This is a genomic window from Tabrizicola sp. T74, assembly GCF_057219935.1.
This window is the reverse complement of sequence record NZ_JBXVVT010000001.1, coordinates 508,065-532,693: the sequence shown is the minus strand read 5'-3', so window position 1 is coordinate 532,693 and position 24,629 is coordinate 508,065. Positions and strand designations below refer to the sequence as shown.

The 24,629-nt window shown below is 66.1% G+C and carries 23 protein-coding genes; 18 read left to right on the top strand and 5 right to left on the bottom strand.

Annotation, left to right across the window (positions count from 1 at the left end; all coding sequences use genetic code 11):
- Window positions 1-24: 24 nt before the first annotated feature.
- Window positions 25-609 (bottom strand): SOUL family heme-binding protein, encoded by a 585-nt coding sequence (locus AC2EAL_RS02790; RefSeq protein WP_484722642.1) that lies wholly within the window; start codon window positions 607-609, stop codon window positions 25-27.
- 215 nt (window positions 610-824) lie between these two features.
- Between AC2EAL_RS02790 and leuC the strand changes: the two genes are divergently transcribed.
- The 9 genes from leuC to AC2EAL_RS02745 all read left to right on the top strand — a co-directional run bounded on the left by leuC (window position 825) and on the right by AC2EAL_RS02745 (window position 9,314).
- Window positions 825-2,240, top strand: coding sequence for a 3-isopropylmalate dehydratase large subunit (gene leuC, locus AC2EAL_RS02785; RefSeq protein WP_484722641.1), 1,416 nt, complete (start codon window positions 825-827; stop codon window positions 2,238-2,240).
- Window positions 2,240-3,565, top strand: a complete 1,326-nt coding sequence (locus tag AC2EAL_RS02780; protein ID WP_484722640.1) for a glycosyltransferase family 4 protein — start codon at window positions 2,240-2,242, stop codon at window positions 3,563-3,565. The genes leuC and AC2EAL_RS02780 overlap by 1 nt, the downstream gene beginning before the upstream one ends.
- A gap of 12 nt (window positions 3,566-3,577) precedes the next feature.
- Complete coding sequence (gene leuD / locus AC2EAL_RS02775) at window positions 3,578-4,183, top strand: 3-isopropylmalate dehydratase small subunit (protein ID WP_484722639.1); 606 nt, start codon at window positions 3,578-3,580, stop codon at window positions 4,181-4,183.
- A gap of 89 nt (window positions 4,184-4,272) precedes the next feature.
- Entirely contained in the window at window positions 4,273-5,583 is a 1,311-nt protein-coding gene (locus tag AC2EAL_RS02770) for an MFS transporter (RefSeq protein ID WP_484722638.1), read from the top strand.
- 284 nt (window positions 5,584-5,867) lie between these two features.
- Entirely contained in the window at window positions 5,868-6,329 is a 462-nt protein-coding gene (locus AC2EAL_RS02765; protein WP_484722637.1) for a RidA family protein, read from the top strand.
- Between the two features lie 9 nt (window positions 6,330-6,338).
- The gene (locus AC2EAL_RS02760) at window positions 6,339-7,112 is read left to right on the top strand and encodes a glycerophosphodiester phosphodiesterase family protein (protein ID WP_484722636.1); all 774 of its coding nucleotides are present in this window, start codon (window positions 6,339-6,341) and stop codon (window positions 7,110-7,112) included.
- Between the two features lie 46 nt (window positions 7,113-7,158).
- Window positions 7,159-8,316 carry a GNAT family N-acetyltransferase gene (locus AC2EAL_RS02755; protein ID WP_484722635.1) on the top strand — a complete coding sequence of 386 codons (1,158 nt, stop codon included), beginning with the start codon at window positions 7,159-7,161 and terminating at the stop codon, window positions 8,314-8,316.
- A gap of 24 nt (window positions 8,317-8,340) precedes the next feature.
- On the top strand, window positions 8,341-8,952 hold the full coding sequence (locus tag AC2EAL_RS02750) for a glutathione S-transferase family protein (protein WP_484722634.1): 612 nt from the start codon (window positions 8,341-8,343) through the stop codon (window positions 8,950-8,952).
- Window positions 8,949-9,314, top strand: coding sequence for a 4a-hydroxytetrahydrobiopterin dehydratase (locus tag AC2EAL_RS02745; RefSeq protein WP_484722633.1), 366 nt, complete (start codon window positions 8,949-8,951; stop codon window positions 9,312-9,314). The genes AC2EAL_RS02750 and AC2EAL_RS02745 overlap by 4 nt, the downstream gene beginning before the upstream one ends.
- 9 nt (window positions 9,315-9,323) lie before the next feature.
- Here AC2EAL_RS02745 and AC2EAL_RS02740 read toward each other — a convergent pair whose 3' ends face one another.
- Window positions 9,324-9,950 carry an HAD family hydrolase gene (locus tag AC2EAL_RS02740; RefSeq protein WP_484722632.1) on the bottom strand — a complete coding sequence of 209 codons (627 nt, stop codon included), beginning with the start codon at window positions 9,948-9,950 and terminating at the stop codon, window positions 9,324-9,326.
- Window positions 9,951-9,979: 29 nt separating this feature from the next.
- The gene (locus tag AC2EAL_RS02735; RefSeq protein ID WP_484722631.1) at window positions 9,980-11,893 is read right to left on the bottom strand and encodes a bifunctional 2',3'-cyclic-nucleotide 2'-phosphodiesterase/3'-nucleotidase; all 1,914 of its coding nucleotides are present in this window, start codon (window positions 11,891-11,893) and stop codon (window positions 9,980-9,982) included.
- Between the two features lie 272 nt (window positions 11,894-12,165).
- On the opposite strand from AC2EAL_RS02735, the gene nudC reads away from it, so the two are divergent.
- Window positions 12,166-13,116, top strand: coding sequence for an NAD(+) diphosphatase (gene nudC, locus AC2EAL_RS02730; RefSeq protein ID WP_484722630.1), 951 nt, complete (start codon window positions 12,166-12,168; stop codon window positions 13,114-13,116).
- Between the two features lie 55 nt (window positions 13,117-13,171).
- Complete coding sequence (locus AC2EAL_RS02725; protein ID WP_484722629.1) at window positions 13,172-13,651, top strand: SRPBCC family protein; 480 nt, start codon at window positions 13,172-13,174, stop codon at window positions 13,649-13,651.
- Here the strand turns inward: AC2EAL_RS02725 and AC2EAL_RS02720 are convergent.
- A complete protein-coding gene (locus AC2EAL_RS02720; protein WP_484722628.1) occupies window positions 13,648-14,481 on the bottom strand; it encodes a prephenate dehydratase in 834 nt (277 codons plus the stop codon). The two genes, AC2EAL_RS02725 and AC2EAL_RS02720, sit on opposite strands and share 4 nt — an antisense overlap.
- Before the next feature lie 123 nt (window positions 14,482-14,604).
- Between AC2EAL_RS02720 and AC2EAL_RS02715 the strand changes: the two genes are divergently transcribed.
- The 6 genes from AC2EAL_RS02715 (at window position 14,605) to AC2EAL_RS02690 (ending at window position 22,302) form a co-directional block, all read left to right on the top strand.
- The gene (locus AC2EAL_RS02715) at window positions 14,605-15,141 is read left to right on the top strand and encodes a c-type cytochrome (protein ID WP_484722627.1); all 537 of its coding nucleotides are present in this window, start codon (window positions 14,605-14,607) and stop codon (window positions 15,139-15,141) included.
- A 156-nt stretch (window positions 15,142-15,297) separates the two neighbouring features.
- On the top strand, window positions 15,298-17,211 hold the full coding sequence (locus AC2EAL_RS02710; RefSeq protein ID WP_484722626.1) for an extracellular solute-binding protein: 1,914 nt from the start codon (window positions 15,298-15,300) through the stop codon (window positions 17,209-17,211).
- A gap of 19 nt (window positions 17,212-17,230) precedes the next feature.
- On the top strand, window positions 17,231-18,373 hold the full coding sequence (locus AC2EAL_RS02705; protein ID WP_484722625.1) for a microcin C ABC transporter permease YejB: 1,143 nt from the start codon (window positions 17,231-17,233) through the stop codon (window positions 18,371-18,373).
- Window positions 18,373-19,482, top strand: coding sequence for an ABC transporter permease (locus AC2EAL_RS02700; protein WP_484722624.1), 1,110 nt, complete (start codon window positions 18,373-18,375; stop codon window positions 19,480-19,482). Before AC2EAL_RS02705 ends, AC2EAL_RS02700 begins: the two co-directional genes overlap by 1 nt.
- A complete protein-coding gene (locus AC2EAL_RS02695) occupies window positions 19,479-21,062 on the top strand; it encodes an ABC transporter ATP-binding protein (protein ID WP_484722623.1) in 1,584 nt (527 codons plus the stop codon). The genes AC2EAL_RS02700 and AC2EAL_RS02695 overlap by 4 nt, the downstream gene beginning before the upstream one ends.
- A 4-nt stretch (window positions 21,063-21,066) precedes the next feature.
- A complete protein-coding gene (locus AC2EAL_RS02690) occupies window positions 21,067-22,302 on the top strand; it encodes a glycosyltransferase (RefSeq protein ID WP_484722622.1) in 1,236 nt (411 codons plus the stop codon).
- 13 nt (window positions 22,303-22,315) lie between these two features.
- Here AC2EAL_RS02690 and hemN read toward each other — a convergent pair whose 3' ends face one another.
- Entirely contained in the window at window positions 22,316-23,671 is a 1,356-nt protein-coding gene (hemN, locus tag AC2EAL_RS02685) for an oxygen-independent coproporphyrinogen III oxidase (RefSeq protein ID WP_484722621.1), read from the bottom strand.
- Window positions 23,672-23,733: 62 nt separating this feature from the next.
- Here hemN and fnrL point away from each other — a divergent pair, with 62 nt between their 5' ends.
- Window positions 23,734-24,471: a transcriptional regulator FnrL gene (gene fnrL, locus AC2EAL_RS02680; RefSeq protein ID WP_484722620.1), complete on the top strand. Its 738-nt coding sequence runs from the start codon at window positions 23,734-23,736 to the stop codon at window positions 24,469-24,471.
- Window positions 24,472-24,629: the final 158 nt, after the last annotated feature.

Sequence of the window (24,629 nt, the reverse complement as noted above, 5' to 3'; positions counted from 1 at the left end):
GTCCTAAACGATCACAACTGTCAACTAGCGGATGGTGAAGGCCACCTCGTTGCGCCGCTTCCAGGGCAGGGTCATCGGCGCGTCATAGAAATAGTAGTGCGGGCCGGCGACGATCCCATGGCCCTGCGCCTGCGCCCATTGTCGCAGGGTCTCGGCCCGATCAGCCAGGTTCTCGGTGCCGGGAATGCCCGAGAACCGCTCAACCAACTGCCGCGACGGCCCGGCCTGGACAAAGCGGATCGCGTCGGTCTTCGGCGCGGGCAACGTCTCGGTCGTATAGCGCGCGGGCATCATGAAGCTGACCACCCAGGTCTCGCCGCCGGGTTCGGGCGTCTGCGCCACCGGCACGGTCATCGCGATCTTCTCGCCCGTCGCATTGCCACCGAAGATATAGCCCGCCAGCACCCGAAACCCCTTCTGGATCGCCCCGGACCTGCTGCCCGACACCTTCACCTCGGCCAGAAGATGCGGGCCGTAGACGCGAATCTCTCGCGCGCCGTCCTGCCATTCGACCTTATAGGGCGGCATCTCATAGCCCTTGTGGCTCGCCTCGGCCCCCGCCTGCCCCGCCATCGCCACCCCCAGTGCCAGAATGATCCGCTTCAGCATGTCGAAACCCCTGTGTGCCAAGGGGGACCTAGCTTGCTTGATGCGCATTTCGAGCGTATATCGCCCCCATGTCCCGGTTCATCTTCTTTGACATCACCGATCACGCGCGGCTTCCGGCCCGCTTCTTCGGCATGACCCGCAACGTCCTTGCCCGCGCCTGACCCGCGCCCTGGACCTGACGCCCCTTTCCAGCCATCCCAACGAAGGTGAGAGCCATGGCTCCTCGTACGCTTTATGACAAGATCTGGGACGACCACGTCGTCCATCAGGCCGAGGATGGCACCTGCCTCCTCTACATCGACCGCCACCTCGTCCACGAAGTGACCAGCCCGCAGGCCTTCGAGGGCCTGCGCATGACCGGCCGCAAGGTGCGCGCGCCGGAAAAGACCATCGCCGTGCCGGACCACAACGTGCCGACGACGCTGGACCGCGCCAATGCGGCGACGATGACGGAAGACAGCCGCATCCAGGTGGCCGCGCTGGACAAGAACGCCAAGGACTTCGGGATCAACTACTACCCGGTGTCCGACGTCCGTCAGGGCATCGTCCACATCGTCGGCCCCGAACAGGGCTGGACCCTGCCCGGCATGACCGTGGTCTGCGGTGACAGCCATACCGCCACCCACGGCGCGTTCGGTGCGCTGGCCCACGGGATCGGCACCTCCGAGGTCGAACACGTCCTTGCCACCCAGACGCTGATCCAGCGCAAGGGCAAGAACATGAAGGTCGAGATCACCGGGTCGCTCCGCCCCGGCGTGACCGCCAAGGACATCACTCTCTCGGTGATCGGCGCCACCGGCACGGCGGGCGGCACCGGCTATGTCATCGAATACTGCGGCCAGGCGATCCGCGAGCTGTCGATGGAAGGCCGGATGACCGTCTGCAACATGGCGATCGAAGGCGGCGCTCGGGCCGGTCTGATCGCCCCGGACGAGAAGACCTTCGCCTATTGCATGGGCCGCCCCCACGCCCCGAAGGGCGCGAAGTGGGAGGCCGCTTTGGCCTACTGGAAGACGCTTTACACCGACGAAGGCGCGCATTTCGACAAGGTCGTGACGATCCGTGGCGAGGACATCGCCCCGGTCGTGACCTGGGGCACCAGCCCCGAGGACGTGCTGCCGATCACCGACGTGGTCCCCGCGCCGGAAAGCTTCACCGGCGGCAAGGTCGACGCGGCCAAACGGTCGCTCGACTACATGGGCCTGCAGCCCGGCCAGAAGCTGACCGACATCGCCATCGACACCGTCTTCATCGGCTCTTGCACCAACGGCCGGATCGAGGACCTGCGGGCCGCAGCCGCGATCCTGAAGGGCAAGAAGATCAAGGTGAAGCGGGCGATGGTCGTCCCGGGTTCGGGCCTCGTCCGCGCCCAGGCCGAGGAAGAGGGCCTCGCCCAGATCTTCATCGACGCGGGGTTTGAGTGGCGGCTTGCCGGCTGCTCCATGTGCCTCGCGATGAACCCTGATCAGCTGCAACCAGGCGAGCGCTGCGCGGCGACGTCCAACCGCAACTTCGAGGGCCGTCAAGGCCGCGGCGGCCGCACGCACCTGATGTCGCCCGCGATGGCGGCAGCGGCGGCGATCACCGGGCACCTGACTGACGTCCGCGAGCTGATGGGCGAGACGGTCTGATGCAACAGGCGGCGTCCCCGGATGCCGCCACCAGCGGGGCCGCGCCACGGCCCCGCGTTCTGGTCATTGCGGAAGCCGCGAACCCGGAGTGGGTCTCCGTCCCCCTCATCGGCTGGTCACTGACCGAGGCCTTGCGGGGCGTCGCCGACGTTCACCTCGTCACGCAGATCCGCAACCGTGATGCCATCCTGCGCAAGGGCTGGGTCGAGGGCACCGACTTCACCGCCATCGACACCGAGGCCATCGCCGCCCCCGCCTGGAAGCTGTCCCAGGTCCTGCGGATGGGCGAAAGCCGGGGCTGGACCATCGTGCAGGCCGTGAACAGCCTGACCTACCCGTGGTTCGAACGCAAAGTCTGGCAGCAGTTCGGCCCCGCCATCCAGCGCGGCGACTACGATGTCGTCCACCGCATCACGCCGCTCTCCCCCGCCGCCACCGGCTCGCTCGCCACGAAATGCCGCAAGGCGGGGATCCCCTTCGTTCTTGGTCCCCTGAACGGTGGCGTCCCCTGGCCCAAGGGTTTCGAGGCCGAACAGAAGCAGGAGGGCGAATGGCTCTCGCGCTTCCGCGGCCTCCTCAAGGTCTTTCCGGGCCGTGCCAAGATGCTGCAGGCCTGCAACGCCATCCTCTACGCCTCGAAATTCACCCGGGGCGACATCCCCACCGCGCTCCTCGACCGCGCGATCTACCTTCCCGAAAACGCCATCGACCCGACCCGCTTCTTCCGCGAGGCGCAGCCCGAACCCGGCATCCTCAAGGCCTGCTTCATCGGCCGCTTCGTCCCCCTGAAGGGCCTGTCCATGCTGATCGAGGCCGCCCGCCCCCTGGTCGAGGCGGGACGGATGGAGCTGCATCTGGTCGGCGACGGCCCCCTGACCCCGGCGCTCAAGGACCAGGCCAAGGGCCTTCACGGCATCACCTTCCACGGCTGGCTCAAGCACGAAGAAGTGCAGGACGTCGCCGCCCGCTGCCATGTCCTCGCCTTCCCCTCGATCCGCGAATTTGGCGGCGGGGCGGTGCTGGAAGGCATGGCACTGGGCCTCGCGCCGCTGGTCGTCGACTATGGCGGGCCGGCCGACCTGGTCACGCCCGAGGTCGGCATCAAGGTCCCCCTCACCGACCGCGCAGGCACCACGGCAGCCCTCCGCGCCGCGCTGGAAAGCCTCGCCGCCGACCCCGCCCAGACCGCCCGCATGGGCCAGGCCGCCCGCGCCCGCGTCACCGACCTGTTCACCTGGCCGCAAAGGGCCCGGCAGATCGCCACCATCTATGACTGGGTCCTGGGCCGCCGCCCGACCCGCCCCGAACCCATCAAACTCACCTGAAGGCAGACCATCATGGACAAGTTCACCACTCTCACCGGCGTCGCAGCGCCCATGCCGCTGGTCAACATCGACACCGACATGATCATCCCCAAGCAGTTCCTGAAGACCATCCAGCGGTCGGGCCTGGGCAAGAACCTGTTCGACGAGATGCGCTATACCCAGGACGGCAAGGAAATCCCGGACTTCGTCCTGAACCAGCCCGCCTATCGTTCGGCGCAGATCATCGTCGCCGGCGACAACTTCGGCTGCGGCTCAAGCCGCGAACACGCGCCCTGGGCGCTGCTTGACTTCGGCATCCGCTGCGTGATCTCGACCAGCTTCGCCGACATCTTCTACAACAACTGCTTCAAGAACGGCATCCTGCCCGTGGTCCTGCCGCAAGCGGCGGTCGATCACCTGATGGACGACGCCCGCAAGGGCGCGAACGCGCGGATCACCGTGGACCTTACGGCCCAGACCGTCACCGCCTCGGACGGGACCAGCTTTGCCTTCGAGGTTGATGCCTTCAAGAAGCACTGCCTGCTGAACGGCCTCGACGACATCGGCCTGACGCTGGAAAAGGTCTCGGCCATCGACAGCTTCGAGAAGAAGAACGCCGCCCTGCGCCCCTGGGCCTAAAGCCTGGAAGCCATCCAGCGGAATGGCCCGGTCGCCAGGCCGGGCCTTTTCCATTGCACCGCCACCTTGGCCGGGCGTAGCCTTCGTTCATGCCCAGCCCCCTTGCCAACCCCACCTTCCGCCGCCTGTTCGCCGCCCAGATCGTGGCGCTGACCGGCACCGGGCTCGCCACCGTGGCGCTGGGTCTGCTGGCCTATGACCTCGCGGGCGACAGCGCGGGGGCGGTTCTTGGCACGGCGCTTGCCATCAAGATGGTGGCCTACGTCACCTTGGCCCCTCTTGCTGCTGCCCTCGCCGCCCGCCTGCCGCGCCGGGCCTTCCTCGTCGGCCTCGACCTGATCCGCGCAGCCGTGGTCTGCGCGCTGCCGTTCGTCGATCAGGTCTGGCAGATCTATGTCCTCATCTTCTTTCTGCAGGCCGCATCTGCCGGGTTCACCCCCGCCTTCCAGGCCACGATCCCCGAGGTCCTGCCGGACGAAGACGACTATACCCGTGCCCTGACGCAGATGCGCATTGCCGAGGATGCCGAGCAGATCGCCTCGCCGCTGATCGCCGCCGCGCTGCTGACCGTGGTCAGCTTCCCCGTCCTCTTTGCCGGGACCGTGGCAGGCTTCGTCCTCTCCGCGCTTCTCGTCGGCACGTCACGCTTGCCCCCGCGCAAGGTCCAGAGGGTCGAGTCCTTCCTGACCGCCGCCACGAAGGGCCTGCGCATCTATGGCGCCACGCCCCGCCTGCGCGGGCTTCTGGCGCTGGAGGCCGCGGTCGCAGCTGCGGGGGCGATGGTCTATGTGAACACGGTGGTCCTGGTCGAAGCCCGCCTCGCCCTCGGCGCGCCGCAGGTGGCGCTGGCCTTCGCGGCCTTCGGCGCGGGGTCGATCCTCGCGGCCCTTCTGTTGCCGCGCCTGCTGCACCGCATGGCCGACCGTCCGCTGATGCTGTCGGGCGCGGCCATGATGCTGATGGCCGTCGCCGCAGTGCCGCTGGCCGCCACGCTTGCCGCGCTGATGGCGCTTTGGGTGCTGGCAGGTTTCGGCTTCTCGCTGACCCAGACACCGATCGGCCGCATCCTGACCCGCTCGGCTGCCGACCCCGACCGCCCCGCGCTGTTCGCTGCCCAGTTCGCCCTCAGCCACGCCTGCTGGCTGGTGACCTATCCGCTGGCGGGCTGGCTCGGGGCAACCCTGGGCCTTGCCCCGGTTGCCCTAGCCCTTGCCGCGCTGGGCACGCTGGCCCTTGCCCTCACCTGGCACCTCTGGCCGGCGCAGGACCCCGAGACCCTGCCGCACGCCCACCCGAACCTTCCCGCCGACCATCCGCATCTGGCGCAGCACCGGGCCCCGCACGCCCATGCCTTCGTGATCGACGACCTGCACCGCGCCTGGCCCAAACCCGCGGGCTGACCCTCCCTCCTTGCCCATTTCGGAAATACTCTCCGGGGGTTTGGGGGTGGAAAACCCCCAACGACCGAGGAGGAGGCGACAGCCCGACGACGAGACAAAAGGCTCGCGCGCCAGCGCTCGATTCAACAGTCGTCCCCACCCGCGCAGGGTTACGGAACTGTTACCGTCCACGTGTAAGACCTTGAAATCCCAAGGCCCACCCTGCCTGTCCTGCGTGGACAGCCACCCTTGCCCACTGGGGGCCCGCAGGCTAGGCTCCCGCCGACCCATACCCGGAGGACCCCATGCACGCCATCGAATCCCGCCTCGCCGAACTTGGCGTCACCCTCCCCGACGCCCCCGCCCCGGCGGCGAATTACGTCCCCTTCGTGCAGGTGGGCAACCTGATCCACATCTCGGGCCAGATCAGCCAGAACGAGGCGGGCCTCATCAAGGGCCGCCTGGGCGAGGACCTCAGCTTCGAACAGGGCGCCGAGGCCGCGAAGCGCTGCGCGATCTCGCTCCTCGCCCAGCTGAAGAAGGCCACCGGCGGCGACTGGGACCGGCTCGACCGCGCGGTGAAGCTCGTGGGCTTCGTGAACTCCACCCCCGATTTCACCGACCAGCCCAAGGTGATCAACGGCGCGTCGGACTTCCTGGTCGCGGTCCTCGGCGACGCCGGCCGCCACGCCCGCTCTGCCGTCTCGGCCGTCTCGCTGCCCCTGGGGGTGGCGGTGGAGATCGAGGCGATCTTCGCGCTGAAATGACCCCAGAGAATGACCCGCGTCCCGCTGCCCGACAGCTTCCTGAAGCTCCCCGTCGCCCACCGCGCCCTGCATGACCGGTCGCGGGAAGTGATCGAGAACTCTCCCTCCGCGATCCGGGCGGCGGTGGAGGCCGGTTATGCCATCGAGATCGACCTGCAGCTTTCCAGCGACGGCGTGCCGATGGTCTTTCACGACGAGGAACTGGACAGGCTGACGGAAGAGACCGGGCCGCTGAACGCCCGGACGGCCGCTGAACTGGGCCGGATCAGGCTGAAGGGTTCGACTGACACGATCCCGACTCTGGCCGAGGTGCTGGCGCTGATCGGCGGGAAGGTCCCGCTCCTTATCGAGATCAAGGACCAGACCATGGTTATGGGCCCGACCGACGGACAGCTGGAGGCTGCCACGGCGGAAGCCTTGAAGGGCTATCAGGGCGACGTGGCGCTCATGTCCTTCAACCCCCATTCCATCGCCCACATGGCCCGCCTCTCACCCAACCTCCCGCGGGGGCTGACCACCTCGGCCTACAACCCCGAGGATTGGGCTCCCCTGCCCGTGGACGTCTGCGACCGCCTCCGCCCCATCCCGGACTATGATGCCACCGGTTCCAGCTTCATCAGCCATGAGGGCCGCGATCTGGGCCGCGCGCGGGTGGCCGAGCTGAAGGCGCAGGGGGCAAAGATCCTGTGCTGGACGATCCGCTCTGCCACTGATGAGGCGCTGGCGCGCAAGGTTGCCGACAATGTGACCTTCGAGGGCTACCTGGCGGCGCTTCCGGCTTGACCTTCCCGCGCTGCCCGCCACCTTTCCCCCGACCCATGGGGCGCGAATGGCTGACCTGACCCTGCTCGACACCCTGTCCGACATCCCCGCCGCTGATTGGGACGCGGTGGCCGCCCCCGAACAGGCGGACGGGCGGCCTGTCGACCCCTTCACCACGCACCGCTTTCTCGCCGCGCTTGAAACCTCGAACTCAACCGGAACCGGGACCGGCTGGCAGGCACGCCCGCTCGTGCTGCGGGACGGAGGAAAACTCCTCGCCGCGACGCCGCTTTACGTGAAGTCGCACAGCCAGGGCGAATACATCTTCGACCACGGCTGGGCCGATGCGCTGGAGCGGGCAGGGGGCCGCTACTACCCCAAGCTCCAGATCGCCGTCCCCTTCACCCCCGCTACGGGCCGCCGCTTCCTTGGAGCAGACGAAAACCGCGAAACGCTGTGGCAGGGCGCCATCGCCGTGACGGCGCAGAACCGGCTGTCCTCCCTTCACGCCACCTTCTGCACCGCAGAGGAGGCCGAAGCGCTGGCGGGCGTGGACGGCACGCTGCACCGGGTCACCCAGCAGTTCCACTGGGAGAACCGGGGGTACGGGTCGTTCGACGAGTTCCTCGCCGACCTCTTCAGCCGCAAGCGCAAGATGATCCGCAAGGAGCGCGAGACGGCCCACGCCTCCGGCCTGACCATCCGCGCGCTGACCGGGGACGAGATCGAGCCGCAGCACTGGGACGCCTTCTGGGCCTTCTATCAGGACACCGGCAGCCGGAAATGGGGGACGCCCTACCTGACCCGGAAGGCCTTTGCCCGCTTTCATGAGACGATGCGGGACGACATGCTCCTCGTCATTGCCTTCAACGGCGACAGACCCGTGGCGGGGGCATTGAACTTCATCGGGCGGCATACCCTTTACGGCCGCTACTGGGGCTGCATCGAGGACCACCCCTGCCTGCACTTTGAACTCTGCTACTACCAGGCCATCGACTGGGCCATCACCCACGGCCTGAGCCGCGTGGAAGCCGGGGCGCAGGGCGAACACAAACTGGCGCGGGGTTACCTGCCGGTCGAGACACATTCGATCCACTGGATCGCGGAACCCTCGTTCCGGACCGCCGTGGACCGTTACCTGCAGGCGGAACGCCGCGCAGTGGGGGAGGAGATCGAGGTCCTTACCTCATACGGCCCCTTCCGCAAGTGCGAGGCGCGGGAGTAGGCTGCCTGCCAAACGGAGGGGCCGATGATTACCTTCTACACCAACCCGATGTCGCGCGGCCGGATTGCCCGCTGGATGCTGGAAGAGATCGGCCAGCCTTATGAGACGGTGGTGCTGGACTACGGCACCTCGATGAAGGCGCCCGACTATCTGGCCGTCAACCCGATGGGCAAGGTGCCGGCAATTGTCCATGACGGATCGGTGGTGACCGAAGTGGCGGCGATCTGCACCTATCTTGCGATGACCTTCCCGGACGCAGGCCTGATGGCGCAAGACAAGGCCGCCTTCTTCCGCTGGATGTTCTTCGGGGCGGGACCTCTGGAGCAGGCCGTGGTCAACAGCTCGTTCGGCTGGAAGCCTGGCAGCCCGCAAGAGGCAGGTCGCACGGGCTATGGCAGTCTTGAGGCCGTGACCCGTACCTTGTCCGGGCATCTGCAGCGGCACGACTATGTCGCCGATGGCCGGTTCACGGCGGCGGATGTCTATCTGGGCAGCCAGGTGGGGTGGGGGCTGCAGTTCAAGACCATCCCGGCGAACCCGGTGCTGGAGGCCTACTGGGCCAGGCTGAAGGATCGGCCCGCACTTCAGGCAGCCAACGCCAAGGACAACGCCCTGATCCCGGAGGCCCGGACATGACCCCGCTTCTTCCCGAAGCCGACCGCAAGACCGCCTTGCCGCCCCTGGCCGAAACCGGCTGGGCCGCCGTGCCGGGCCAGGACGCGATCCGCAAGGTCTGGAAGTTCCGCAATTTCAGCCAGGCCTGGGGCTTCATGTCCCGCGCGGCGCTGGCGGCGGAAAAGCTGAACCACCATCCGGAATGGAAGAATGTCTACAACGTGGTCGACGTGACTCTGACCACCCATGACTGCCACGGGATCAGCCAGCTGGACATCGACCTGGCCCGAGCGATGGACAAGCTGACCCCCGAGGCCGAGGTCGAGCGCAACCACGGCGAGCCGGTGTCCTGCCTCTGCGAGATCCGCGCGCGGAAGGCCTAGGTCCCGCGACTAGAGCAGCCCCGCCATCCGCGCGCCGGTCAAGAGGTCGGGGGCAAGGTGGTGCGCCCAGCGCCCCTCGCTTGGCACGATGTCGGGGACCTGCACCACGGTGCACCCGGCGCGGTGGGCAGCCTCCGCCCCGGTTTCGCTGTCCTCGAAGACGAGGCAGCGTCCGGGCGGGATGCCGAACAGCGTCGCGGCCAGCAGATAGGGCTCGGGGTCGGGTTTCGGCGCGCGCACATCGTCCAGCGTCACGACATGGGTGAAGGCCTCGGCGATCCCGGCGATGCCCAGCTTGTAATGCGCGCCGGTCCGTCCGGTCGAAGTGACGATGGCCAGGGGCAGCGACAAAGCCGACAAGAGGTCGCGGACGCCGGCCTTCAGGTCCAGCCCGGCGTCGACCCCGTCGTTGAACCCCTTGCGCCAGTGCCGGTTCACGGCATCAAGGTCAACTCCCGGCATGGCCGCACGAATGATGCGTGCTGCGGTCGGCTCGTCCTTGCCCACCAGGCCGTGCATGAAGGCATGGTCGACCGGGTGGCCATGCGCGGCAAAGGCAGCCATGCCCGTAGCAAGCGCGATGCTTTCGGTGTCGATCAGCGTGCCGTCCAGATCGAAGAAAATGGCGTCGTACATCATGGCCTCCGAAGCGGAGCCATAGCCGATCAGAGGTGCAGCCGGTAGTGGCTAAAGCCGTCGCCGCCCTGGCCCAGCGCGACCGGGCGGAAGGCGTCAATGTCGGCGAGGTGCTGCGCGGCGCCTTCTCCGGCGGCGATGGTGACGCTGGTGCCGGGCATCGGCAGGAAGTGCCAGTTGCGCCGGAACGGGCCGGTGAGCGGGTTCCTGCGCTGCAAGTGCGTGGCGATGACGGTCTGCACCCTTGCCCCGTCGGTGAACACCACGTTCACCTCGGCGCTGGAGCCCTGCAGACGCGCGCGCCCGGCCCGGTGCGTGTTGGTCACCAGAAGGTACTGGTCCTCGTCGCGGACCGCACGGCCGTTGTAGGATAAGCCGACGATCCGCCGGGCATTGGGGTTCAGCAGAAAGCCCTGTGCGTCAAAGCGGGCCGGCTGGCTGAGGTCGAAGGCATAGTCGAGCTGCGGGATTGTCTCGAAGGTAAAGCCCGGGATGTCGGCGTTCAGCAGTGGCGCATCGGTGGCGCCCGGCTCGATCCGGTTGAAGACCGTCGCCGCGCGTTCCAGCCAGTCGGCGAGGTCGGCTCCGGACAGCTTCAGCGTCACCAGCGTGTTGGGGAAGGGGTAGAGGTCGGACAGGTTGCGCATCCGCAGCGGGCCTGCCGGAATGTCGGTAAAGTTCGCCGGGCCGCTGCGCCCGCCGGTCCGGAACGGCGTTGCCGAGGACAGGATGGGCAGGCTTTCCAAGGGGCTTCCGGCAAGCGCCTCCCGGACATGGGTCACCTTGGCTTCGGCGATCAGATTCAGCGCGGCCGAGGGTGCGACGGTGGCGAAATGGGTGTGCAAAGGCACCAGGCTTTCGCCCAGATGCCGGCGTGACCAGGCCAGCGTCGCGCGGTGGTCCGGGGCCAGCGCCTGGTGCAGGGCCGGCGTGGCGGACAAGGGGGCAGCGCGGCGCATGCCGACCCGGGTCCGGGCATCGACGACCCGCCAGCGCCGCGGGCCCGAGGTGCAGCGTTCCAGTTCCAGATCGATGATCCCAATATGGCTTGCCGAGTGCCCCGGCATCACGGCAGGTTTGCCGGCCAGGCGCCCGGCTATGGGGTCGACCGCTTCCGAGGCAGGGATGTCCGGCCCCGGAAAGACCTGGTGGCTGTGGCCAGCAACGACGGCGTCGACCTCGGGCAGGGCAGCCAGGGCTGTCGCGGCGTTCTCGGTGCCGCTTTTCGGGTCGAGGTCGCCGATCCCGGTATGGGCCAGCGCCACGATGATGTCGGCACCGCGGGCGCGCAGTCGGGGCAGCCAGATCTGGGCAGCGGCCAGGATGTCACGGGTCAGGACGCCTCCGTCCGGCGTGTCGCGGTCCCATTCCTGGATCTGCGGCGGCGCAAAGCCGATCACGCCGACGCGGATCAGGTGCGCCTTTCCGGCATGGTCGGTGATGTGGCGGCGCAGGATCGCAAAGGGGGGAACCAGCGTATCGTCATGCGCCGGGCTTCGGCCCAGCCTGCGGGCGATGTTCGCCGATACGACCGGAAAGCGGGCCTCGGTCAGCGCCTGCGACAGAAAATGCAGGCCGTAGTCGAATTCGTGATTGCCAAGCGTGGCGGCGTCATAGCCGAGCGTGTTCAGCGCCGTGATCACCGGATGCGCCCGCCGCCGCCGCGCGGTGGCGGCAAAGTCGGCGATTGGACTGCCCTGCAGGAAGTCGCCATTGTCGAACAACAGGCAATTCGGCGCCTCGCCCCGAGCTTCGGCGATCTGCCGGGATATCGCGCCAAGCCCCATGCTGGAGTTCGGCCGGTTCGCGCAATAGTCGTAGGGCATCAGGCTGGCGTGCAGGTCGCTGGTCGCAATCAGCCGCAGCGCGGCTCTCGCAACGTGGCGCGGAACCTTGGCGCGCAGCGGGGTAGTGCCTGATGCCTGGAGGTCAGCCTCTGGCAAGTCCGGGGAAGGGGCAGGTACGACCGCAACGGAGGGAACTTGGTACATGAAACTTCCAGCGAATTGTCTGCTAATCGGCCAGGGACGACGTTCTCACCATCAGTAATGCACGCTTTACGGGAACGATCTACCCCTTTGGTTGTGTCAATGTTATGGCAAATTGTCGTTATTCACGCGATGGTTGTGCGATTGCCGATTGCATTCAATCCTGATCACGGTGTTGGCTCTGCAGGGCCGGCCGGCGTGGGCTTATTTGGGAAAGACGGGTCATCATGCAGATCGCGGAAACGGTAACTTTTGGCGGGTCCGGACTGGACCGGCATGCCGGGATGCGGCGGGATTCCGAGGGTCTGGCCACCGCGCTTGGGCACGGCACGGTGCTGCCGATCTGGCGTGGCAAGCCCCTGGTCGCCGGGGATCGGCTGGCCTGGGTTCCGGCGGATCATCCGATGCTGGCGCTGGCCGAGCCGCCGATATTTCTGGGGATGGATGCCGGGACCCCACGCTTCGCGGCCGACCTGTCGGACTGGGCGCCGGAAGCCGGCGCAGATGCGCCCGAGGCGGGTTTCTTCGACCGGACGGTGCAGCATCATCCGGCGCTGCCCGGTGCGGCAGGCTTCACCGAACTGCGCGGCGTGATGACCCTTCTCGACCCGCGCGAGGCCGAGCTTGTGGCGACCGGCAAGGCCTTGGTGCAGTGGCACAAAAGCCATGGGTTCTGTTCCACCTGCGGTTCCCGGTCCGACATGGCGCAGGGCGGCTGGCAGCGCAGCTGTCCGGCCTGTGGCGCCCAGCATTTCCCGCGCACCGATCCGGTGGTCATCATGCTGGTCACCCGGGGCAACTCGGTGCTTCTGGGCCGCAGCCCCGGCTGGCCCGAGGGGATGTTCTCCCTGCTGGCGGGCTTTGTCGAGCCTGGCGAGACGATCGAGGCCGCCGTGCGCCGCGAGGTGCTGGAAGAAACCGGCGTCACCTGCGGGGCGGTCACCTATTTGGCCAGCCAGCCCTGGCCGTTCCCCGCCTCGCTGATGATCGGCGCGCGCTGCGAGGCCACCAGCAGCGCAATCAAGGTTGATCCGGACGAACTTGAGGCCGCGATCTGGGTCAGCCGCGAAGAGCTGGTGCAGGCATTCGCCGGGCGGCATCCAACAATAAAGCCCAGCCGGAAAGGCGCAATTGCGCACTTCATTCTGCGCAATTGGCTTGCGGATCGGCTTGATTGACCCAATCTAGCTGCTATTCGGTTGATCCGACCCTGCGCGAGCTTCTGGAGTAACGATGAAACTGACGGCCAAGACCGATCTGGAAGTGCCTGCGGCCTTTGTCTTTGCTGCCTTGAACGATCATCAAGCCTGGGAGCGTGAGGCCGTCCGCACCGGGGTCGACGTGGAACGCCCGCCCGGAACGCCCGAGGCGGGGGTCGGGGCCGAATGGCGGGTCCGGGGGCACTTTCGTGGCAAGTCGCGGAAGGTCCAGGTGCGGATCATCGAGCTGACGCCGGACAAGGACATGACCCTGTCGCTGGACGGCCCGTCGGTCGAGGGCACGACCCGGTTCGAGGTCATGGTGCTTTCGCCCCGCCGCAGCCGGTTGCGGCTTGACCTGGAAATCAAGCCCAAGACGCTGGCGGCCCGGCTGTTCATCAACACGCTGCGTCTGGCCAAGGGCCGGGCGCAGGCCCGGTTCGAGAAGGGGCTGGAGCGGATCGCCGGCCGGGTCCGGGAACGCTATGCCCGCAGCCAGGCCAACGTAAGCTAGCCGCGTTCGCGGTCAGCGGGATAGACGCCCAGGATGCGCACCTCCGAGGTGAAATAGCGCAATTCTTCCAGCGCAAGGGCGACGTTCGGATCCTCGGGGTGGCCTTCGATGTCGGCGTAGAATTCCGTCGCGGTGAAAGTGCCGCCGACCATGTAGCTTTCCAGCTTGGTCATGTTCACGCCGTTGGTCGCAAAGCCCCCCAGCGCCTTGTACAGCGCGGCAGGAATGTTGCGGACGCGGAAGGTGAAGGTGGTGATCATCTTCCCCGTGCCGCGGCGCGTCAGATCGGGGGTGCGCGACATCACCAGAAAGCGGGTCGTGTTGTTCGCCTGGTCCTCGATGTGCCGTGCGAGGACATCCAGCCCGTAGATTTCCGCCGCAAGTTCGCTGGCCAGCGCGGCGCGGGTCTTGTCCTTGCCCTCGGCCACTTCTCGCGCGGCGCGGGCGTTATCGCTGCTGACCTTGCCCTTGATGCCATGCGACTTCAGGAAGCCCGCGCATTGCGGCAGGATGACCACATGGCCATGCGCTTCCTGCACGTCCTCCAGCCGCGCACCTTTCACGCCCAGAAGGTTCACATGCACCCGGACAAAGGCCTCATCGATGATGTGCAGCCCGGACCGCGGCAGCAGGGAATGCACATCCGCCACCCGGCCATAGGTCGAATTCTCGACCGCGAGCATCCCGAGGTCGACCTCACCGCGGGCGACCTTGTCCACCACTTCCTCGAAGGTCGTGCTTGGAACCGCTTCGAAATCCGGGCGCGATTGCTGGCAGGCCTGGTGCGAATAGGCCCCGAGTTCGCCCTGAAATGCGATGCGACCGACCATCTGGCGTCATCCCCTGTCGAAAACCTGCCCCACGGGGCGTTTCGTCGCGCGTCTACACCTTGAAACCGGGCGGGGGAAGCGGATACATACCGCGCAACTTCAGACCCCAGACAGGTGAGACCCATGTTCGACACGATGACGATGACCAAGGCGGTGGGCGCGGTGTGCGGCTCGCTTCTGGTTCTGATGCTGGTGAACTGGGCGGGCGACGGCCTTTACACCGTGGGCGGCAAGGGCCATGGCGGCGAACATGCCGAGGGCGAGATCACCCAGGCCTATTCGATCGACACCGGGGAAGAGGCGGCGCCGGCCGAAGGCGAGGCCGAAGTGGTCGATGTCGCGGCGCTGATGGCCGTGGCTGATCCGGTTGCGGGCGAGGCGGTGTTCAAGAAATGCGGGTCCTGCCACAAGCTGGACGGCTCGGACGGCGTTGGTCCCCATCTGAACGGCGTGGTCGGGCGCAACCATGCCGCCGCTGCGGGCTTTGCCTATTCCGATGCGATGGCCGCCCTGTCGGCAGAGCCCTGGACGCCCGAGGCGCTGTTTGCCTTCCTTGAAAACCCGAAGAAGGCGATCCCCGGCACCAAGATGGCCTTTGCCGGTCTGCCCAAGCCGGAAGACCGCGCCAACGTCATCGCCTACATGGCAGCGAATCCCTGATCTTCTGCCGCTTCCGAAAGATGCAAAGCCGCCCACCCGGGCGGCTTTCTTGTTTGCGCTCACGAAATCTCGCTGCACAATCGCGGCTTGTTGGCTCGACAAAGCTGGAAATAGCATAAATGAATGGTTCGGGCTGAACCTTGGGGAGGGCGAAGGATGCGGACAGGCGATCGGAGTGCAGCACGGACAATGGTGGCCGGGTCCCCGGTTGGTCGGCTGGTCACGGCGGGTTCGCTGATCCTGGCGCTCGCAGCCCTGGCAATTCCGGCCCGCGCCGAGACGGTCATCAAGTCGCACGGGATTTCCACCTTCGGTGACCTGGCGCTTCCGGCCGACTTCACGCATCTGCCTTACGTCAACCCCAATGCCCCCAAGGGCGGCGAGATCAGCCAGTGGGCTCCCGGGTCCTTCGACAGCTTCAACCCCTACACCATCGCGGGCAATTCGGCCGCCCTGTCCTCGATCTTCTACGAATCCATCCTGTCCGGCACGCTGGACGACGTCAGCGCCGCCTACTGCCTTCTGTGCGAGACGATGGAATACCCCGAGGACCGGTCCTGGGTGATCTTCAACCTGCGCAAGGACGTGACCTTCTCGGATGGTACGCCCTTCACGGCGGAAGACGTGCTGTTCAGCTATGAGATATTCCGCGACAAGGGCATTCCGGAATTCCGCGCCGTCGCGAATGAAAAGTTCCAGTCGGTCGAGATCCTGGACCCCTACCGGATCAAGTTCACCTTCGCCCCCGGCACCCCGTTCCGCGACATGCCGGCACAGGCGGGCAGTTCGCCGATCTTCTCCAAAAAACACTACATGGACAACAACCGCGACCTGGAGAAGTCGAGCCTGGAGCCCTTCCTCGGCACCAGCCCCTATGTGCTGGAAAGCTTCAAGCCCGGCCAGCAGGTCATCTACAAGCGTGACGAGGATTATTGGGGCGAAAAGCATCCGCTGAACGTCGGCCAGAACAATTTCGACCGCATCCGGATCGAATACTTCGGCGACGACAATGCAGCGATGGAGGCGTTCAAGGCGGGGGTCTACACCTTCCGCGTGGAATCGCTGCCGAAACGCTGGGCCAATGACTATGCCTTCCCGACCGTGCAGTCCGGCGATGTGAAGACCGAAGTCATCCCCTCGGGGAACATCGCGGGCGGGCAGTCGATCATCTTCAACCTGCGCCGCCCGCAGTTCCAGGACCCCAAGGTCCGTGAGGCTCTGGGGCTGGTGTTCAACTTCGAATGGTCGAACAAGGCGCTGTTCTACGGGCTGTTCGCACGGGTCAACTCGATCTGGGAAAACTCGGAAATGGCGGCGACGGGCGTTGCCGGCCCCGATGAGGTGGCGATCCTGCAGCCCCTGGTCGATGAGGGCCTGCTGCCCGCAAACATCCTGACCGATGAAGTGAAGATGGGGTCGGTCTCATCCGATGCGAACAACCTGGACCGCAAGAACCTGCGCGCTGCGTCGGCCCTGCTGGACGAGGCTGGCTGGACCGTTGGCGACGACGGGCTGCGCCGGAAGGACGGCAAGACGCTGAAGATGGAGATGGTCCATTCGCGAACCGACCTCTTGCCGGTGATGAACGCCTACGTAGAAAACCTCCGCGCGCTGGGCGTGGACGCAAGCTTTGACATCATCGACGACCCGCAGCTGCAAGAACGCGCCAGCCCGCCGAACTTCGACTTCGATGCCCTGCCGACGACGGTGGTAAATGGCGGGCTGGAGCCGGGTGGCGTCCTGAAACAGGCCTGGGCGTCCGTCGCCAAGGACAACTCCAGCCGCAACCGGATGGGCTATGCCAACCCGGCGGTCGACCGGATTCTGGACCTTGCCGAAGGTGCAACCAGCCGTCAGGAACTGACGACGGTCATCAAGGCGCTGGACCGGGTGCTGCGGTCCGAATTCGTGATCGTCCCGCGCTACTACAAGCGTGACAACTGGGTCGCCTACTACAACATGTACGAACGTCCCGACCCGCTGCCCCCCTATGCTCTGGGCGAACTGTCGATCTGGTGGTACAACGCCGAAAAAGCCGACGCGCTGAAGGCCAAGGGCGTGTTGAAGTAACAAGGAACGGGCAGGGACCTTGGGCGCCTACATCCTTCGCCGCTTGCTGCTGGTGATCCCGACGCTGTTCGGGGTCATGCTGATCAACTTCGCGCTGATCCAGTTTGTCCCCGGCGGGCCAATCGAACAGATCCAGGCCCGGTTCGAGGGCGAAGGCGACTCGATCCAGAACATCTCTGGCACCGAGGGCGGCGGGATACAGGAAGAAGACGGCGGCTATGTCGGCGCCCGCGGCCTGCCGCCCGAATTCCTGGCCCGGCTGGAGGTCCAGTTCGGTTTCGCCCGCATCGTCTGCGACGAAGGCTTTACCGGCGAGCCGTCGATCTCGGCCCCGGAATGCCGGAAAGAGCAGATCCCGGCGGTCGAACGCTTTTTCATCATGATGGGCAAGTACCTGACCCTGGACTTCGGAGAAAGCTACTTCCGGTCGATCAGCGTGGTCGATCTGGTGCTGGAAAAGATGCCGGTTTCGATCACGCTCGGCCTCTGGTCGACGCTGATCGCCTACCTTGTCTCGATCCCCCTGGGCATCCGCAAGGCGGTGCGCGACGGGTCAAGCTTTGACACCTGGACCTCCGGCATCATCATTGCCGCCTATGCGATCCCGGGGTTCCTGTTCGCGATCATGCTGATGGTGGTCTTCGCCGGCGGGTCCTATTTCCAGTGGTTCCCCCTGCGCGGCCTGACCAGCGACAACTGGGCGGAACTGAGCCTTTGGGGCAAGATCGTCGACTACCTCTGGCACATCACGCTGCCGGTGACGGCGCAGCTGATCTCGGCCTTTGCGGTGCTGACCCTGCTGACCAAGAACAGCTTCCTGGACGAGATCAAGAAGCAGTATGTCCTGACCGCCCGCGCCAAGGGCCTGTCCGAGGCGCGCGTGTTGTACGGCCATGTCTTCCGCAACGCCATGCTGATCGTGATCGCGGGCTTTCCGGGGCTGTTCCTGTCGGTCTTCTTTGGGTCGAGCCTTCTGATCGAGGTGATCTTCTCGCTCGATGGCCTGGGCCAGCTTGGCTTCAAGTCGGCGGTGGAACGCGACTATCCGGTGATCTTCGGCACGCTCTTTGCCTTCGGCCTGATCGGCCTGGTCGTCGGCATCCTGTCCGACCTGATGTATGTGCTGGTCGACCCCCGGATCGACTTTGAAAGGCGTTCCTGATGGCGCTGTCCGCCCTCAACCAACGCCGCTGGCGCAACTTCAAGGGCAACCGGCGGGCCTTTTGGTCGCTGTGGATCCTTCTGGTCCTGTACGGCCTGTCGCTCTTCGCCGAGTTCATCGCCAACGACCGGCCGGTCCTGGTGAAATACGACGGCGGCTACTACATGCCGGTCTTCAAGTTCTACCCCGAGACGGCCTTTGGCGGCGACCTGCGGACCGAGGCGGACTATTCCACCCCCGAAGTGCAATGCCTGATCGTATCGGGCGGATCGCTGGACTGCTGGGACGACCCCGAAGGCATCCGGGCCGAGGTCGAGGAAAAGGGCACTGCCGCAGGGCAGGCGGTGACGGCGGGCTGGATGGTCTGGCCGATCATTCCCTACCGCTACAACACCATCGTCGACACCGGCGGGGTCGCCCCCGGCCCGCCCTCGGCGCAGAACTGGCTCGGCACCGACGACACCAGCCGCGACGTGCTGGCGCGGGTAATCTACGGCTTCCGCCTCTCGGTCACCTTCGCGCTGATCGTGACCTTCCTGACCACGGTCATCGGCGTCGCCGCTGGCGCCGTGCAGGGCTATTTCGGCGGGTTGACCGACCTTCTGTTCCAGCGGTTCATCGAGCTTTGGTCCTCGGTCCCGACGCTGTACGTCATCATCATCCTGACCGCGATCTGGGCGAAGAGTTTCTGGTTATTGGTGTTCCTGTTGGTGATCTTCGGCTGGACCGGCCTGGTCGGCGTGGTCCGGGCCGAATTCCTGCGCGCGCGGAACTTCGAATATGTCCGCGCCGCCAAGGCGCTGGGCGTGTCCGACTGGCACATCATGTTCCGCCACGTCCTGCCGAACGCGCTGGTCGCCACGCTGACGCTTCTGCCCTTCGGGATCACCGGGGTCATCGGCACGTTGGCCGGCCTTGACTACCTGGGCTTCGGTCTGCCCACCAGCTTGCCCTCCCTCGGTCAGCTGACCCGTCAGGCGCAGCAGAACCTGCAGGCGCCGCATCTGGCCTTTGTCGCCTTCTTCACCTTCGCGATCATGCTGTCGCTGCTGGTCTTCATCTTCGAAGGGATCCGTGACGCCTTCGACCCAAGGAAGACCTTCAGATGAGCGTGTTGGAGGTCAAGGGCCTGACGGTCTCGTTCCGGCAGGACGGGCGGGTCATTCCGGCGGTAAAGGGCGTATCCTTTTCCGTGGCCAAGGGCGAGACGGTTGCGCTGGTCGGCGAAAGCGGGTCGGGCAAGTCGGTGACCGCGCTGTCGACCGTTGGGCTGTTGTCCGACAATGCCGAAGTCGCGGGCTCGGTGACCTACCTGGGCAAGGAAATGGTCGGCGCGTCCGAGAGTGAGTTGCGCAAGGTCAGGGGCAACGACATCAGCTTCATCTTTCAGGAGCCGATGACCAGCCTGAACCCGCTGCACACCATCGAAAAGCAGCTGGCCGAAAGCCTCATGCTGCACCAGGGGCTGACGGGCGATGCCGCCCGGGCGCGGATTATCGAGCTTCTGGGCAAGGTCGGCATCCGGGAAGCCGAAAGCCGCCTTGGGGCCTATCCGCACCAGCTGTCAGGCGGGCAGCGGCAGCGGGTGATGATCGCGATGGCCTTGGCGAACGGGCCGGAACTTCTGGTGGCGGACGAACCCACCACTGCGCTGGACGTGACGATCCAGGCGCAGATCCTGGACCTCTTGGCCGATCTGAAGCGGGCCGAGGGGCTTTCGCTTCTGTTCATCACCCATGACCTTGGCATCGTCCGCCGGATCGCCGACCGGGTCTGCGTGATGCAGGGCGGCGAGATCGTCGAACAGGGCCGGACGGCTGAAATCTTCGGCAACCCTCAGCACCCCTATACGCAGAAACTGCTGGCGGCCGAGCAGAAGGGTGGACCCTCGCCCGTGCCCGCCGACGCGGCCGAGGTGGTGCGGACCGATGCCCTCCGCATCTGGTTCCCGATCCAGCGCGGCCTTCTGAAGCGCACCGTCGGCCATGTGAAGGCGGTGAACGAAGCGACCCTGTCCGTCCGCGCCGGTGAGACGCTGGGCATCGTCGGCGAAAGCGGCTCGGGCAAGACGACGCTGGCCTTGGCGATCCTGCGGCTGATCGAATCCACCGGCAAGGTGACCTTCCTGGGCCGTGACCTGCAGGGGCTGGGACGGTCCGACCTGCGCGCGCTGCGGCGTGACATGCAGATCGTGTTCCAGGACCCCTACGGCAGCCTCTCGCCCCGGATGACGGTGGCCGAGATCATCGCCGAGGGTCTGGGCGTCCACGGCGTCGAGCCGGGCCGCAACCGCGAGGAGATGGTCGCCGAGATCATGCGCGAGGTGGGCCTCGACCCCGCCACCATGCAGCGCTATCCGCACGAATTCAGTGGCGGCCAGCGCCAGCGCATCGCCATCGCCCGGGCGATGATCCTGCGGCCCAAGCTTGTGGTGCTGGACGAGCCGACCAGCGCGCTCGACATGACCGTGCAAGTGCAGATCGTGGAGCTGTTGCGCGAGCTGCAGCGGAAATGGGGCCTCGCGTTCATCTTCATCAGCCACGACCTGCGGGTGATCCGCGCCATGGCGCACAAGGTCATGGTGATGCAGGCGGGCGACGTCGTCGAATCCGGCGATTGCGAGGCCGTGTTTACCAATCCGCAAACCCCCTATACCAAAGCTCTGATGGCCGCCGCCTTCGGAGCCTGACGCGTTGAAGCTGCTTTTCGTCCACCAGAACTTTCCCGGCCAGTTCCTGTACCTCGCGCCCGAGATGCAGCGTCGGGGGCATGATGTGCGGGCGATCACCGATGTGGCCAATGACAAGACGTCCGAGGTCCCGACCCTGCGCTACACCTACAAGCCGCAGACTGTTGACCCGCAGGCCACGCGCCTTGGCCGCAACTTCACCGTGATGAGCGACCGCGGCGTCGCCGTCGCCCGCTTTGCCCGCAAGCTGCGCGCCGAGGGCTACGTGCCGGACGTGATCTACGGCCATTCCGGCTGGGGCGAGACGCTGTTCCTGAAAGAGATCTGGCCCGAGGCGAAACTGCTGATCTTCGCCGAATTCTACTATCGCGGCGTCGGGGCCGACACCGGCTTTGATCCCGAGTTTCAGGCGACGGGCTTCGACCAGGTGATGATCGCGCAGTCGCGGTCGGCCTACATGGCGCAGGCCCTTGTCCACGCGGATGGCGGCGTCAGTCCGACCCAGTGGCAGGCCAGTTCCCACCCCCCCGCGCTGCGCAACCAGCTGGAGGTGATCTTCGACGGGGTCGACTGCGACCGGCTGGCCCCGAACCCCGACGCGACCTTTGTGCTGCCGAACGGCCAGACCCTGCGCCGGGGCGATGAGGTGCTGACCTTCGTCAACCGCAACCTAGAACCCTATCGCGGCTACCACATCTTCATGCGCGCCCTCCCCGATGTGCTGGCCGCCCGGCCCGAGGCGCAGGTCGTGATCGTCGGCGGCAACGAGATCAGCTATGGCCAGCCGCCCAAGGGGGGCGGGTCCTGGAAGGATGTCATCCTGGACGAGGTGAAGGATCGGCTGGATCTGTCCCGCGTGCATTTCACCGGGCGGGTACCCTATGACCGGCTGGTCGACCTCATGCACGTCAGCCGTGTCCACGCCTATCTGACCTATCCGTTCGTCCTGTCTTGGTCGATGGTGGAAACCCTGGCTGCCGGGACGCTGGTGATCGGCTCCAACACCCCGCCGGTGGCCGAAGCGATCCGTGATGGGGTGAACGGGCGTCTGGTCGATTTCTTCGATGTTCCGGCCTGGTCGGCAGCCCTGACTGACGCGCTGGCCCGGCCCGAAGCATACGCGCAGATGCGCGAGGCCGCCCGGCAGATGGCGCGTGAAAGCTATGACCTGCGGACCGTCTGCCTGCCGAGGCAGATCGACCTGCTGACCCAGCTGGACCGCAGCCGGGGTGCGATTTGACCTGTTGGGGCCGTCAGATCGCAGCCGAATGCTTGGCCCGGGCGCTGTCGTAGGCGTCGAAGACCCGGGCGATCATCCGGGTCAACGGGCGCGCGCGTTCGGGGATGAAGAGCCCGTCTTCAGTGATCCGCACCATGTCGCCGAACTCGGCCACCGCCATGCGGAACAAGGTCTCGATCCGGTTGGCAGTGACCGCGAAACTCTGCAGAAGCTCGACCCGCGACACCCGAAAATCGCACATCAGCGCTTCGATGATCCTGGCGCGCAACAGGTCCTCGCCCTGGAAGACATGCCCGCGATGGGTGGAAAACTGCCCGGCGCGGATTGCCTTGGTATGGTCCGCCGTGCCGGAAGCATTCTGCGCGAACCCTTGCGGAAAGCGGCTGATCGACGACGCGCCCAGGCCGATCAGGGCCGCAGCCGTGTCGTCGGTATAGCCCTGGAAGTTGCGGCGCAGCATTCCGGCCTGCAGGGCGCGGGCCAGGCCGTCCTCGGGTCGGGCAAAGTGGTCGATGCCCACCTCGACATAGCCGTCCCACAGGAACAGCTGGCGCGCGGTTTCGAACAGCGACAGGCGTTCCTCGGGCGTCGGCATGGCGTCGGAGGGGATCATCTGCTGCCGCCGGCTCATCCACGGAACATGGGCATAGCCGTATAGCGCGACCCGGTCGGGCGACAGCGTCAAGAGCTTCTGGACAGAATCGGAGATGCGCGCGCCGGTCTGGAACGGCAGGCCATAAAGGATATCGGCGTTCAGGCTGGCGACACCGCGGTCGCGGATGCGCGAGGCCACGTCGCGCGTCAGCTCATAGGCCTGGTCGCGGCCGATGGCCTTCTGGATCACCGGGTCAAAGTCCTGCACCCCGATCGAGGCGCGGTTCATGCCCGACGCGGCCAGGGCGTCCAGCCGGGCATCGTCGATCTCGTTCGGGTCGATCTCGACCGAAAACTCCCCACCCGCCGCCATCGGGGCGACCTGCAGGATCGTATCGGCCAGCTCCCGGATCAGATCGGCCGAGAGCAGCGTCGGCGTGCCCCCGCCCCAGTGCAACCGGCTCAGCGACACGCCCTGCGGCAGATGATTGCGCAAGAGGGCAAGTTCGGCCTTCAGCGTCTGGACATAGGCCCGCACCGGCTCGTCCGAGGCGGTACCCTGCGTGCGACAGGCGCAGAACCAGCACAGCCTGCGACAGAAGGGGACGTGCAGGTACAGCGAAATCTCGCTGTGTTCGGGAACCGCCTCGATCCAGTCGACAAAGTCGCGCGGGCCTACGTCCGGCCCGAAATGCGGTGCAGTCGGGTAGGACGTGTAGCGCGGCACGCGTGCGTCGAATAGCCCGAGGCGGGCGAGTTGCGGGTCATGGCTCATCAGTCTAGGATAGTTGACAGGGGTACGTGTACCTTGATGCAGATCAACACGAAGGAACCTTGATGACCGAGCATTCCGTCCACATCCAGTGCGGCGATTGCCCGATCCGTCACCGCGCAGTCTGTGCGCGCTGCGATACCGACGAGCTGAGCCGGTTGGAGCAGATCAAGTACTACCGCAGTTTCCAGGCCGGTCAGACGATCATCTGGTCGGGCGACCGGATGGAATTCGTGGGCTCGGTTGTCAGCGGGATTGCGTCGCTGACCCAAACGATGGAAGACGGCCGCCGCCAGATGGTCGGCCTTCTGCTGCCGTCGGATTTCGTCGGGCGGCCGGGGCGCGCGACGGCTGCCTTCGACGTGACGGCGACGACCGACCTGGTGATGTGCTGCTTCCGCAAGAAGCCGTTCGAGGACCTGATGACGACCACCCCGCATGTCGCCCAGCGCCTGCTTGAAATGACGCTGGACGAACTGGACGCGGCGCGGGAATGGATGCTGCTTCTGGGCCGCAAGACTGCACGGGAAAAGATCGCCTCGCTGATCTCGATCATCGCGCGGCGCGACGCCGCCCTCCACCTGCGCCGGGCTTCGGGCGGGCTGTCGGTCGACCTGCCGCTGACGCGCGAGGAGATGGCCGATTACCTTGGCCTGACCCTGGAAACCGTCAGCCGCCAGATCAGCGCGCTGAAGCGGGACGGCGTGATCAGCCTGGAAGGCAACCGGCACGTCACGATCCCCGATCTTGACCGGCTTTTGGAAGAGGCAGGCGACGATAGCGACGGCGGCATGCTGGTCTGATCGGCGCTGCAATTCCGGACAAATCCCGACGGTATTAGCCAAAACTTCACCAACTGGGTCCAGTCTGCCCGGCAGCGAAAAGTGTTAACGAATTCCGCTGGCTGAAGGGCAGTGTCACTTGATGCAAATAAGCTATAGGCCGGGCAAAGCTGCGGTTG

Excerpts from the sequence above, each read along its gene's own strand:
- AC2EAL_RS02770 (WP_484722638.1), top strand. The coding sequence starts at position 4,273 with ATGCCCAGCCCCCTTGCCAACCCCACCTTCCGCCGCCTGTTCGCCGCC.
- AC2EAL_RS02745 (WP_484722633.1), top strand. The coding sequence starts at position 8,949 with ATGACCCCGCTTCTTCCCGAAGCCGACCGCAAGACCGCCTTGCCGCCC.
- AC2EAL_RS02740 (WP_484722632.1), bottom strand. The coding sequence starts at position 9,950 with ATGTACGACGCCATTTTCTTCGATCTGGACGGCACGCTGATCGACACC.
- leuC (WP_484722641.1), top strand. The coding sequence starts at position 825 with ATGGCTCCTCGTACGCTTTATGACAAGATCTGGGACGACCACGTCGTC.
- AC2EAL_RS02750 (WP_484722634.1), top strand. The coding sequence starts at position 8,341 with ATGATTACCTTCTACACCAACCCGATGTCGCGCGGCCGGATTGCCCGC.
- nudC (WP_484722630.1), top strand. The coding sequence starts at position 12,166 with ATGCAGATCGCGGAAACGGTAACTTTTGGCGGGTCCGGACTGGACCGG.
- fnrL (WP_484722620.1), top strand. The coding sequence starts at position 23,734 with ATGACCGAGCATTCCGTCCACATCCAGTGCGGCGATTGCCCGATCCGT.
- AC2EAL_RS02725 (WP_484722629.1), top strand. The coding sequence starts at position 13,172 with ATGAAACTGACGGCCAAGACCGATCTGGAAGTGCCTGCGGCCTTTGTC.
- AC2EAL_RS02755 (WP_484722635.1), top strand. The coding sequence starts at position 7,159 with ATGGCTGACCTGACCCTGCTCGACACCCTGTCCGACATCCCCGCCGCT.
- AC2EAL_RS02695 (WP_484722623.1), top strand. The coding sequence starts at position 19,479 with ATGAGCGTGTTGGAGGTCAAGGGCCTGACGGTCTCGTTCCGGCAGGAC.
- AC2EAL_RS02765 (WP_484722637.1), top strand. The coding sequence starts at position 5,868 with ATGCACGCCATCGAATCCCGCCTCGCCGAACTTGGCGTCACCCTCCCC.
- AC2EAL_RS02715 (WP_484722627.1), top strand. The coding sequence starts at position 14,605 with ATGTTCGACACGATGACGATGACCAAGGCGGTGGGCGCGGTGTGCGGC.
- AC2EAL_RS02710 (WP_484722626.1), top strand. The coding sequence starts at position 15,298 with ATGCGGACAGGCGATCGGAGTGCAGCACGGACAATGGTGGCCGGGTCC.
- AC2EAL_RS02700 (WP_484722624.1), top strand. The coding sequence starts at position 18,373 with ATGGCGCTGTCCGCCCTCAACCAACGCCGCTGGCGCAACTTCAAGGGC.
- AC2EAL_RS02780 (WP_484722640.1), top strand. The coding sequence starts at position 2,240 with ATGCAACAGGCGGCGTCCCCGGATGCCGCCACCAGCGGGGCCGCGCCA.
- AC2EAL_RS02720 (WP_484722628.1), bottom strand. The coding sequence starts at position 14,481 with ATGGTCGGTCGCATCGCATTTCAGGGCGAACTCGGGGCCTATTCGCAC.
- leuD (WP_484722639.1), top strand. The coding sequence starts at position 3,578 with ATGGACAAGTTCACCACTCTCACCGGCGTCGCAGCGCCCATGCCGCTG.
- hemN (WP_484722621.1), bottom strand. The coding sequence starts at position 23,671 with ATGAGCCATGACCCGCAACTCGCCCGCCTCGGGCTATTCGACGCACGC.
- AC2EAL_RS02790 (WP_484722642.1), bottom strand. The coding sequence starts at position 609 with ATGCTGAAGCGGATCATTCTGGCACTGGGGGTGGCGATGGCGGGGCAG.
- AC2EAL_RS02760 (WP_484722636.1), top strand. The coding sequence starts at position 6,339 with ATGACCCGCGTCCCGCTGCCCGACAGCTTCCTGAAGCTCCCCGTCGCC.